Genomic DNA, 11445 nt, shown 5'->3' with positions numbered 1-11445 from the left:
CGCCGCCACTCCGGCTGCTCCAGCCGCCGCGCCAACCGCCGACCAGGCCCCGGCTGCAGCACCTGCCGACGAAACCGGCGTAGTGCTGGAAGAAGACAACACCCTGGGCATGGCACACGACCTGTCCCCGTGGGGCATGTACCAGAACGCCGACCGGGTGGTGAAAGCCGTGATGATCGGCCTGGCCATCGCCTCCATCATTACCTGGACCATCTGGATCGCCAAAGGCTTCGAGCTGCTGGGCGCCAAGCGTCGCCTGCGCACTGAAATCGTCCACTTGAAAAAAGCCACCACCCTCAAGGAAGCGAGTGAAACCGCGACCAAGAAGGGCACCCTGGCCAATACCCTGGTGCACGACGCGCTGGAAGAAATGCGCCTGTCGGCCAACACCCGCGAAAAAGAAGGCATCAAGGAGCGTGTCAGCTTCCGCCTTGAGCGCCTGGTTGCCGCCTGCGGCCGTAACATGAGCAGCGGCACCGGCGTGCTGGCCACCATCGGTTCCACTGCGCCCTTCGTCGGCCTGTTCGGTACCGTGTGGGGCATCATGAACAGCTTCATCGGCATCGCCAAGACCCAGACCACCAACCTCGCCGTGGTCGCCCCCGGCATCGCCGAAGCCCTGCTGGCGACCGCCCTGGGCCTGGTTGCCGCGATTCCTGCGGTGGTGATCTACAACGTCTTCGCCCGTTCGATTGCCGGCTACAAGGCCCAGGTGTCGGATGCCTCGGCAGAAGTCCTGCTGCTGGTCAGCCGCGACCTCGATCACCTGCCTACCGAGCGCAGCTCGCAACCGCACATGGTGAAAGTGGGGTAATCGGCCATGGGCCTGCATTTGAATCAAGGCGACGACGAGCTCGTCGAGAACCACGAAATCAACGTCACACCGTTTATCGATGTGATGCTGGTGCTGCTGATCATCTTCATGGTGGCCGCACCGTTGGCCACCGTGGATATCAAGGTCGACCTTCCCGCCTCCAGCGCCAAGCCGGCGCCACGGCCGGAGAAGCCGATTTTCCTCAGCGTGAAAGCGGACCAACGTCTGTTCCTGGGTGAAGAAGAAGTCAAGGCTGAAACCCTGGGGCCGGTGCTCGACGCCAAGACCCAGGGCAAGAAAGACACGACGATCTTCTTCCAGGCCGACAAGGGCGTGGACTACGGCGACCTGATGAGCGTGATGGATGCCCTGCGGGCAGCCGGCTACCTCAAGGTAGGCCTGGTCGGACTTGAGACGGCAGCCAAGAAATGATCACGACGCGCCACAAACTGACGCGTTATGGCACCAGCCTCGCAGTCGTGCTGGGCGTGCATGCCGTCGCGATCATCATCGCGCTCCAATGGTCCGCGCCCCAGGCGATCCAGTTGCCGCCGGCCGCGATGGTCATCGACCTGGCACCCTTGCCGGCGCCACCGCCGCCTCCGGCACCGCCCAAGGTCGTTGCGCCACCGCCACCACCGGTCGAGGAGCTGCCTCTGCCGAAACTGGCCGAGGCGCCCAAGCCAACGATCCAGGTGCCCAAGCCGGTCAAGCCCAAGCCCAAGCCTCAACCGCCCAAGCCGGTGGAGAAGAAGCCCGAGCCGCCCAAGGAAAAACCTTCCGAGGAGCCACCGAGCGAAACCCCGCCGAGCAACGCGCCTGCGCAAAAATCAGCGCAGCCCGCCCCCGGCCCATCGGCACAACAGATGGCCGCCCAGGCATCCTGGCAAAGTACCCTGCTGGCACACCTGCAGAAGTACAAGAAGTACCCGCCGGGCGCGCAGCAGCGTGGCAAGGAAGGCATGAACCGCCTGCGCTTCGTGGTTGATGGCGAAGGCAATGTGCTGTCCTATGAGTTGGAAGGCCGCTCCGGCAACGCCGACCTGGACCGCGCGACGCTGGACATGATCCGCAAGGCTCAACCCTTGCCCAAACCGCCAGCCGACCTGTTGAAAAACGGCAGTGTGGAACTCGTCGCACCGTTTGTTTACAACATCGACAAGCGGCGCCGCTAGCCGGGCAATGTGGGAGGGGCCCGTTCCCTCCCACATTCGCTTGCTCGCTTCAGCAAAATTCCCGCCACTCCACGCTCAATCCCCAGCAAAGTTCTGATAACGTGCGTCTATCGATTGCAGCCGGTATGCTTGGCCCGCAACTTCATGGACGCCCGCTATGACTCTTACAGAATTACGCTACATCGTGACCCTCGCCCAGGAACAGCATTTCGGCCACGCGGCCGAGCGCTGCCACGTCAGCCAGCCGACGCTGTCGGTGGGCGTGAAAAAGCTTGAAGACGAACTCGGTGTACTGATTTTCGAGCGCAGCAAAAGCGCCGTGCGCCTCACCCCCGTGGGCGAAGGCATCGTTGCCCAGGCCCAGAAAGTGCTGGAGCAGGCGCAAAGCATTCGCGAACTGGCCCAGGCCGGCAAGAACCAGCTGACCGCACCGCTCAAGGTCGGCGCCATTTACACCGTCGGCCCCTACCTGTTCCCGCACCTGATCCCGCAACTGCACCGCGTCGCGCCGCAGATGCCGCTGTATATCGAAGAAAACTTCACCCACGTCCTGCGCGACAAACTGCGCAACGGCGAGCTGGATGCGATCATCATCGCCCTGCCGTTCAATGAGGCGGATGTACTGACGCTGCCGCTCTACGATGAGCCGTTCTATGTCCTGATGCCGGCCTCCCACCCGTGGACCAAAAAGGACAGCATCGACGCCGGTCTGCTCAACGACAAGAGCCTGCTGCTGCTCGGTGAAGGCCACTGCTTCCGCGACCAGGTCCTGGAAGCCTGCCCGACCCTGACCAAGGGCAACGACGGCGCCAAGCACACCACGGTGGAATCCAGTTCCCTGGAAACCATTCGCCATATGGTCGCTTCCGGCCTGGGCATTTCGATCCTGCCGTTGTCGGCGGTAGACAGCCATCACTACGCCCCCGGCGTGATCGAAGTACGCCCACTCACGCCACCGGTGCCCTTCCGCACCGTGGCCATCGCCTGGCGCGCCAGCTTCCCGCGCCCCAAGGCGATTGAGATCCTCGCCGACTCGATCCGCCTGTGCTCGGTGGCCAAACCGCCTGCTGCGAGCTAAGTAACGGTATGACAGAGCTGTCGCAGGTGCCGGTGACGGCACTCAAGGGTGTCGGTGAAGCCATGGCCGAGAAACTGGCCAAGGTCGGCCTGGAAAACCTTCAGGACGTGCTGTTCCACCTGCCGCTGCGCTACCAGGATCGCACCCGGGTCGTGCCCATTGGCCATTTGCGCCCTGGTCAGGACGCGGTGATCGAAGGCACTGTCAGCGGCGCCGACGTGGTCATGGGCAAACGCCGCAGCCTGGTGGTGCGCCTGCAGGACGGTACCGGCGGCCTGAGCCTGCGTTTCTATCACTTCAGCAATGCGCAGAAAGAAGGCCTCAAGCGCGGCACCCGCGTGCGCTGCTACGGCGAAGCGCGTCCGGGGGCCTCGGGCCTGGAGATCTACCACCCGGAGTACCGCGCCATAACCGGCGACGAACCGCCGCCGGTGGACACCACTCTCACGCCTATCTACCCGCTGACCGAAGGCCTCACCCAGCAACGCCTGCGTCAGTTGTGCATGCAGACCCTGACGATGCTCGGCCCGCAAAGCCTGCCCGACTGGCTGCCGCTGGAACTGGCGCGCGACTATCAACTGGCACCGCTGGCCGATGCGATTCGCTACCTGCACCACCCACCGGCCGACGCCGATGTCGACGAACTCGCCCTCGGCCATCACTGGGCGCAGCATCGCCTGGCCTTCGAAGAATTGCTGACCCATCAACTGTCCCAGCAGCGCCTGCGCGAAAGCATGCGCTCGCTGCGCGCTCCGGCGATGCCCAAGGCCACGCGCCTGCCCGCGCAATACCTGGCCAACCTGGGCTTTGCACCGACCGGCGCCCAGCAACGCGTCGGCAACGAGATTGCCTACGACCTCAGCCAGCAGGAACCCATGCTGCGCCTGATCCAGGGCGATGTGGGCGCGGGCAAGACCGTGGTCGCCGCCCTCGCCGCCTTGCAGGCCCTGGAAGCCGGTTACCAGGTCGCGCTGATGGCACCCACGGAAATTCTCGCTGAACAACACTTCATCACCTTCAAACGCTGGCTCGAGCCGCTGGGGCTGGAAGTCGCGTGGCTGGCCGGCAAGCTCAAGGGCAAGAACCGCGCGGCCTCCCTCGAGCAAATCGCCGCCGGCGCGCCCATGGTGGTGGGCACCCATGCACTGTTCCAGGACGAAGTGCAGTTCAAGAACCTGGCGCTGGTGATCATCGACGAACAGCACCGCTTCGGCGTGCAACAGCGCCTGGCCCTGCGCCAGAAAGGCGTGGGCGGGCGCATGAACCCGCACCAGTTGATCATGACCGCCACGCCGATCCCACGCACACTGGCCATGAGCGCCTACGCCGACCTCGACACCTCGATCCTCGACGAACTGCCGCCCGGCCGCACGCCGGTCAACACCGTGCTGGTCACCGACACGCGGCGCGTCGAAGTGATCGAGCGGGTGCGCGGCGCCTGCGCCGAAGGCCGCCAGGCGTACTGGGTGTGTACGCTGATCGAAGAGTCCGAAGAGCTGACCTGCCAGGCCGCCGAAACCACCTATGAAGACCTCACCAGCGCCCTGGGCGAACTCAAGGTGGGGCTGATCCACGGCCGGATGAAACCGGCCGAAAAAGCTGCGGTGATGGCCGAGTTCAAGGCCGGCAACCTGCAATTGCTGGTGGCCACCACTGTGATCGAAGTGGGTGTGGACGTGCCCAACGCCAGCCTGATGATCATCGAAAACCCCGAGCGCCTGGGCCTGGCTCAACTGCACCAATTGCGCGGCCGCGTCGGTCGGGGCAGCGCCGCCAGCCATTGCGTGTTGCTGTATCACCCGCCGCTGTCGCAGATCGGCCGCCAACGGCTGGGCATCATGCGCGAAACCAACGACGGTTTTGTCATTGCCGAAAAAGACCTCGAGTTGCGCGGTCCTGGTGAAATGCTCGGCACCCGCCAGACCGGCCTGTTGCAATTCAAGGTCGCCGACCTGATGCGCGACGCCGACCTGCTGCCCGCCGTGCGCGACGCAGCGCAAGCCCTGCTGGAGCGTTGGCCGGAGCATGTCAGCCCGTTGCTCAACCGCTGGCTGCGGCACGGGCAGCAATACGGCCAGGTCTGACGCCCCTCCCCCTGTAGGAGCGAGCTTGCTCGCGAAAACCGCCCTGACGACGCGGTCATCCAGATTGCCAGCGTTATCGTTAACGATTTTCGCGAGCAAGCTCGCTCCTACAAGGGCCACGCACCCGATCACAAACCAAAGTTAGTCAACCAACAGGTGTAACAAGCTGGTTATACTTCGGTGACTGTACGAAATTGGATCAGGCCATGTCAGAAGTCGCCCTCGCTACAGCCCCACTGACCGCCCCGCCGGTCATTCGGGCGCTGCTCGCAAAGCTCGCCATTCCCTACACGCAAGTCATCGAACAGCCTGGCCTGAACCCTGCGCGAAAGGTCCAGGCGGTACTGCTCGAAGATGCTGTGGGCGAACTCATGGTGCTGTTCCCCCAGAGCCAGTTGCTCGACCTCAACCGCCTTACCGAACTCACCGGGCGCCGCCTCACCGCCGTGGCACCGGAGCGCGTTGAGCGCATATTGGGCAAACACGAACTGAACCTGCTGCCGGGCCTGCCGCCACTCACCAGTTCGCCTTGCCTGTATGAAGGCAGCCTGCTCAACGAGTCGAGCCTGTTGGTGCATTCGGGCGAAGCCGGGTTGCTGCTGGAAATCGCCAGCGAGCACTTCAAGACCATGCTGACCAAAGCCAGCGCCGCGCAGTTCGGCGAGCCGCTGAGCAAGATTCGCCCCAACCTCGACCGCCCCAATGATGACCGCGAGGAAATCACCCAGGCGATGCAGGCCTTCACCGCCCGCCGTATTCAGCAACGCCTGGAAGCGACCATCGAGATCCCGCCGCTGGCCGATACCGCGCAGAAGATCATCAAACTGCGCGTCGACCCCAACGCCACCATCGATGACATCACCGGCGTAGTTGAAACCGACCCGGCCCTGGCCGCCCAGGTGGTGAGCTGGGCAGCGTCACCCTACTACGCTTCGCCGGGCAAGATCCGCTCGGTGGAAGACGCCATCGTGCGGGTGCTGGGCTTCGATCTGGTGATCAACCTGGCGCTGGGCCTGGCCCTGGGTAAAACCCTGAGCCTGCCCAAGGACCGCCCACACCAGTCCACGCCGTACTGGCACCAATCAATCTACACCGCCGCCGTGATCGAAGGCCTGACCCGCGCCATGCCCCGCGCCCAGCGCCCCGAAGCCGGCCTGACCTACCTCGCCGGCCTGCTGCATAACTTCGGCTACCTGCTGCTGGCCCACGTATTCCCGCCACACTTCTCACTGATCTGCCGCCACCTGGAGGTCAACCCGCATGTGTGCCACAGCTATGTCGAGCAACACCTGCTCGGTATCAGCCGCGAACAGATCGGTGCGTGGTTGATGCGCTACTGGGACATGCCGGACGAGCTGTCCACCGCCCTGCGCTTCCAGCACGACCCCACCTATGACGGGCAGTACGCTGAATACCCGAACCTGGTATGCCTGGCCGTGCGCCTGTTGCGTAGCCGGGGCATTGGGTCCGGGCCGGATGAGGCGATTCCGGATGCGCTGCTTGAGCGCCTGGGCTTGAGCCGGGAAAAGGCTGAGGAAGTGGTGGGCAAGGTGCTGGATGCCGAGGTGCTGCTCCGCGAACTGGCCTCCCAGTTCAGTCAGGGCTGAATCGGTAGCCTGTAAAACCGCTATCGGGGGCAAGCCCCCTCCCACGAACGGCCACGTTCCAAGGCTGGAACGCGATCAAATGTGGGAGGGGGCTTGCCCCCGATGAATCCAACTCGGCCTCCCTGAAAGCCTACTTCTTTTTCTTCAGCTTGGCTGGCGCAAAGCCAAATAACTGTCCGTTCGGCCAGGTACTGGGAAAACAGAAACGTCTTACAAGGCGTTGAGGTTGCCCCTAGGACACTCAATCTCTAGTCTCCGTACACCGCTGCACACACAGCGGTCGGGCGTCGCGGCCCGTATTTCTTCAGACGCCAAAGCGTCATCGTGTCCTTTCAGTTGGCGCTTTTTTGTCGTCTACTGTGCGGCGCTATGGCGGCTGTGCGCGGGATACCTTCGGGTATGCCGATGTTCTGGAGAGTCGGTCCGCGAACCTGCGTACAGCTGCCACCCCCATCGCGTCGCGGCGATCAATGGCAGCTCCTTTAATATCTCCGGAGTTTCACCATGATCAAACCCACCCCAAATCCCCCCGTGCGGCTATTTACCGTGGCCGATGGAATCAGCACTGAAGATCTGTTGGTCAACCTCAGCGAAACACTCGCCTCGGCCAATGCGCTGAGTTGCGACCTGGCCTTTGACCTTGAAGGACCGAAACGAGAGGAACTGCTGGGCGTTACGCAGTTAATCGAACTGGCACAGTTGCTGGCTGATCGAGTAGTCACTGTCTCGGGTCAAGCTGAACTGGCCTAATTGATCGAGTTCTGATCATTCCCACGCTCCGCGTGGGAATGCATCCCGTGACGCTCCGCGTCACCCCTTAAGAGCGGACGCGGAGCGTCCAAAGCGGCGTTCCCACGCAGAGCGTGGGAACGATCAGGCCTACTTCTTTTTCTTCGGCTTCAAATACTTGGTCAACCCCTGGAACCAGATCACCAGCGCCGGGTTGCCCTTGATCTGGATCGACTTGTCCTGAATCCCCGTCATGAACGCCAGTTGCTTGTTCTTCGCCTGCATCGTGGCGAAGCCGTAGGCGGCATCCTTGAACGCAATCGCGAACGCCGGCGTCGGGTGTACGCCCGAGTGGCTGGTGATGCGCTGGTCTTTGACGATGAAGTGACGGGCAACCTTGCCGTCGAGGGTCTGCAACTGGAAGGCCAGGTCTTTGTCACCCAGCTGCTGCTGAAAGGCGGGATTGGTGCGGCTGGCTTTGCCCATCATCAGGCCCAGCACCCACAGGAGAAGACGGAATTTCATGCACACGGCCTCGGTGTAATTATTGAGTGGCCGCAGCAGTGTAACGATTTGCAAAGAGAACGCCACCGATCTCGCGCTTTAGCGGGAGATCGGTTGGCGTTTAACGCTTATAGCAACATGTTGCTTAAACGTTAGGGCAAGGCACCGGCGCCCAGTCGGCCAGGTTTGGATCGCGGCAGCTGCCTTCGAGCTGAGCCTTGCCGGCGCTGGCGACCTGCTTGCTTTCAGCTTGCTTGGCCTGCACGGTCTGGATGCTCTTCTCGGTGGTCACCGCTTCTTTTGGCACCACTGGCAGCACTTTCTTTTTCGGCGGCTTGACGACTTTCTTGCCTTTGGCCGGCGGCGCGACCGGTGTGGTGTCGGCAGTGGCGACGGTGACCACGTCGTTACGCTGCACACCCACTTGCTGCAGGTCTTTCTCGTAGGCCTGGGTGTAGTTGTTCAGGTCTTCGCTGGCTTTGCCGTTGACCGCAACGATCAGGTCGTTGGATTCCTTCAAGCCTGCCACGATTTCCGCCAGGCGCTTGCGGCCTTCGGTGTCGTTGACGGCCTTGGCCTTGCGGTCTGCCACCAGCTTGGTGAATGCGCTCTGGTAGCACTGCTGCGAAGCCTTGGCATAGGCAGTGCTGCGGTCGATGTCGGAGGCGCTTTTGTTGAAGTCGGTGGAGTAGGAAGCGATGCGCTGGTTGTCATCGGCGATCTGCTTCTGACGCTCGGTGTAGTAGCCCGCCGCGCCGCCCGCCAGGGCACCGCCCGCTGCGCCGATAGCCGCGTTACGGCCGCGCTTTTCCTTGTCGCCGGTCAGGGCGCCGAGCAATGCACCGCCGGCCGCGCCGATAGCGGCACCGGTCACGACCGACTTGGTCATGTTCGAATCGGTGGCGCGCAGGTGCTGCACCGGCTCGTAGCAGTTCGGGTAGTACTCGACCTTGGTGCTCGACGCGACCTTGGACGCAGGCGACGTAGCGCAACCGGTCAGCACGGTGCTGAAACCGGCCGCGATCAGCAGCAGGTGACGCTTGGAAACCGACTTACGGGAAAAAAGCATAGGTGTGATCTCTATTAAGTTTGACTTGCCCAGCACGGCCCACCGCCGTCTGAGTCCCTTCCAAGCTCGCTGGACAGCCAACGATCAAGACCGCTGACCGCTTGCTGCGAGCAATTCCTTCAAGATCGCTGCCGGGTCGGCCCGCTGTTGCTTGCGGTAGTTGCCGACATGGCGAACGAACAGTGTTGCGCGCGTCACCAGGCTCTTGCCGAGCACCGGTTTGCGATCCAACTCTTCCTTGATCCGTTGAAACTGGGCCTGGATCACCGCATCGGTGTAGCGCGTGCCGGTGGCCAGGTTGTCGATGTAAATCGACACTGCACCATCCAGCGCGCTGCGCCCATTGGTAATGGCCATGTCAAATAACTGCGCGCTGGCCGTGTCCTTGTTATCCACAGCCTGCTGGCGACTTTTCTGCAGGTTGGCCAGGCGGATGTTGTAGTTGCTGATGGTCTCGGCCACCAACGCAGCGGACTGGATCAGGTTGCCCGCCGCCTCTTCGCGCTGCTGGGCGATCAGCGACACGTTGCGCTTGAGTTCTTCGTTGACCAGTCCCAGTTCGGCTTGCAGCTTGGGATCGACGCTGGCGGCAATGATGCTGTCCAGGCGCTTGGTCGGGTCCTGGGCGTCGTCGATGGCGTCGGTCAGCGAGGCGAGGCGACCTTCTTTCTGCCACTGGGCGAACAGTTCCTTGTAGCGCGAACGCGGCGCCGACAGCGCGCCAATCGCCACGCGAAACCCGGTGGTCTCGTTGCTTTGCTCGGTGCCGTCGGCGGCAAACAGCGGGTATTCGCGGCGCATGCCGGTGAACAACGTGCCTTCGCCCTCCAGGTAATTGCCGCCCTTGACCACGAAGCCGCCATAGGTGCCCTGGCGGCGCCCGGCGTGCACCAGCTGGAAGGATTCCTGGACCATTTCCGCAGCGTTGCCGATCACGTCGAACATACCGATCGGGTTGGGCAATTTGGTGCCGATGGGCATCAACCGCGCGGCCTGCCCGGTGCCACCGGCGACCTGGTTGAACACGGCGTAATCGCCCAGTGGCCCGTCGCTTTCGCTGCCCTCGACGCGGCGTGGAAACAGGCGCCCTTCCAAATCCTGACGACTCACTGCCTGGCCACCGCGCGCGGCGTACTCCCACTCCACTTCGGTGGGCAAGCGCACAAAGCCCAGGCCGCCATCGTCGGCCGAGGCGCCACGGCCGCTCACCGGCAGCAACTCGCGGTGGTATTTCATCAGCCAGGCGCTGTACACCGCCGAGAAACGCTCGGCCTCGAAACGCGATAATTTCACTTTGGGCAGACGCCCGGCCATGCCCTCAGGCGCATCGCAGGCCGGAGCCGGCTCGCCGCTGGCCAGGGACTGCGCCTGGGACATTACCTGGGCGTACTGGCGGGCCGTCACTTCGTACTTGCCGATGAAGTAGAGCATCGGCTTGAGCGGGGTTTTGGCGTCGGTCTTCGGCATCAGCGGCGCGATGACCTTGTTCCAGTCTTTCGGCAGATCCTTGAGGGTGAACTGGCCGTTGATGAAGTCGCGCCGGTAACCGGAGATAAACGACTGCTGGTAGCCCGCCTCGCCTTCGGCAAAGGGATAGCCGAGGCTGACCTCGCGGTCGTCCAGGGTGCCCTGGGCCAACACATAGGCGTAGCGGAACACCATCTGGCCTTCGCACGGCAGCGGCAGGCTCACGTCGTCCGGCAACGGCTTGGGGTTGTCGAGCTTGTCGCTTGCCTCATCGGCCCAGGCCAGCGAGGCCAGGCTCAGCGCCATACAGGCGCCCAGTAACTTAAACATCTCTGATTCCTTCAGAAGCCTGGATACGCGCCACTCGCCAACCCCCACACGCCGCCGCCACGGCGCTGACGCCGAGCACGGCAGCCAGGGCCAGGCCGTAGTGACGCGCCAACAGATGACTGGCGTATTCGCCCGGCACCTGCACGAATAATCGGTTCAAACCCGCCTCGGCCAGGCCATACAACCCGGCACTGAGCACGGCGGCAACACTCGCGCTGTACAGCGCCTGCAGCACCACGAACAGCAACAACGCGGCGGTGGAAAATCCCAGCAGGCGCAACACTGACAACTCCCGACGCTTGCGCGCCACCGCCGCCAACGCGCCGGCGAAGGTCGCCGCAAACGCACCGGCCAAGGCCAACCCGCAGATGATCCAGAAGACCACCGACAGGTTACGACTCAACGACTGCACCTGGGCGATGGTCTGCGCCTGGGTCGACACCAGCAGATTCTGCCCGGCGAAATACAGGCGCAGCGGTTCCACGTCGGTGAGTCCGCGCGCATACAAGCGAAACGCCGGGTACACCCGCTGCTCGCCCACCGCCACGGCATCACCCGCCCACCCCAGCGCCGGCACGGCGCGGCCAT

At 63.3% G+C, this 11445-nt stretch carries 10 protein-coding genes and 1 pseudogene; 7 read left to right on the top strand and 4 right to left on the bottom strand.

Annotation, left to right across the window (positions count from 1 at the left end; all coding sequences use genetic code 11):
* The 7 genes from exbB to BFP96_RS00525 all read left to right on the top strand — a co-directional run.
* On the top strand, positions 1 to 814 hold an 814-nt coding region (gene exbB / locus BFP96_RS00555), incomplete at its 5' end, for a tonB-system energizer ExbB (RefSeq protein WP_065935378.1).
* Between the two features lie 6 nt (positions 815 to 820).
* Positions 821 to 1246: a TonB system transport protein ExbD gene (gene exbD, locus BFP96_RS00550; protein WP_003195519.1), complete on the top strand. Its 426-nt coding sequence runs from the start codon at positions 821 to 823 to the stop codon at positions 1244 to 1246.
* Complete coding sequence (locus BFP96_RS00545; RefSeq protein WP_065886937.1) at positions 1243 to 1989, top strand: energy transducer TonB family protein; 747 nt, start codon at positions 1243 to 1245, stop codon at positions 1987 to 1989. Before exbD ends, BFP96_RS00545 begins: the two co-directional genes overlap by 4 nt.
* Before the next feature lie 157 nt (positions 1990 to 2146).
* A complete protein-coding gene (locus tag BFP96_RS00540) occupies positions 2147 to 3067 on the top strand; it encodes a hydrogen peroxide-inducible genes activator (RefSeq protein WP_057723306.1) in 921 nt (306 codons plus the stop codon).
* 8 nt (positions 3068 to 3075) lie between these two features.
* On the top strand, positions 3076 to 5151 hold the full coding sequence (gene recG, locus BFP96_RS00535) for an ATP-dependent DNA helicase RecG (RefSeq protein ID WP_065886936.1): 2076 nt from the start codon (positions 3076 to 3078) through the stop codon (positions 5149 to 5151).
* A 206-nt stretch (positions 5152 to 5357) separates the two neighbouring features.
* A complete protein-coding gene (locus BFP96_RS00530; RefSeq protein WP_065935377.1) occupies positions 5358 to 6758 on the top strand; it encodes an aminoacyl-tRNA deacylase and HDOD domain-containing protein in 1401 nt (466 codons plus the stop codon).
* A 504-nt stretch (positions 6759 to 7262) separates the two neighbouring features.
* Positions 7263 to 7508, top strand: coding sequence for a DUF6124 family protein (locus BFP96_RS00525; RefSeq protein ID WP_065893979.1), 246 nt, complete (start codon positions 7263 to 7265; stop codon positions 7506 to 7508).
* 129 nt (positions 7509 to 7637) lie between these two features.
* Here the strand turns inward: BFP96_RS00525 and BFP96_RS00520 are convergent, their stop codons facing one another.
* The 4 genes and pseudogenes from BFP96_RS00520 to BFP96_RS00505 all read right to left on the bottom strand — a co-directional run.
* Positions 7638 to 8012 carry a hypothetical protein gene (locus BFP96_RS00520; RefSeq protein ID WP_057723695.1) on the bottom strand — a complete coding sequence of 125 codons (375 nt, stop codon included), beginning with the start codon at positions 8010 to 8012 and terminating at the stop codon, positions 7638 to 7640.
* A gap of 124 nt (positions 8013 to 8136) precedes the next feature.
* Positions 8137 to 9060 carry a type VI secretion system-associated lipoprotein TagQ gene (tagQ, locus tag BFP96_RS00515; protein ID WP_065898080.1) on the bottom strand — a complete coding sequence of 308 codons (924 nt, stop codon included), beginning with the start codon at positions 9058 to 9060 and terminating at the stop codon, positions 8137 to 8139.
* 84 nt (positions 9061 to 9144) lie between these two features.
* Positions 9145 to 10857, bottom strand: coding sequence for a formylglycine-generating enzyme family protein (locus BFP96_RS00510; RefSeq protein ID WP_065935376.1), 1713 nt, complete (start codon positions 10855 to 10857; stop codon positions 9145 to 9147).
* A pseudogene (locus BFP96_RS00505) lies at positions 10850 to 11445 on the bottom strand (ABC transporter permease); the annotation flags it as partial. The pseudogene BFP96_RS00505 and the gene BFP96_RS00510, both read right to left, overlap by 8 nt.

Source organism: Pseudomonas sp. 34 E 7 (assembly GCF_900005715.1).
GTDB classification, from domain to species: domain Bacteria; phylum Pseudomonadota; class Gammaproteobacteria; order Pseudomonadales; family Pseudomonadaceae; genus Aquipseudomonas; species Aquipseudomonas orientalis_A.
This window is presented reverse-complemented; position numbering and strand designations above follow the sequence as displayed.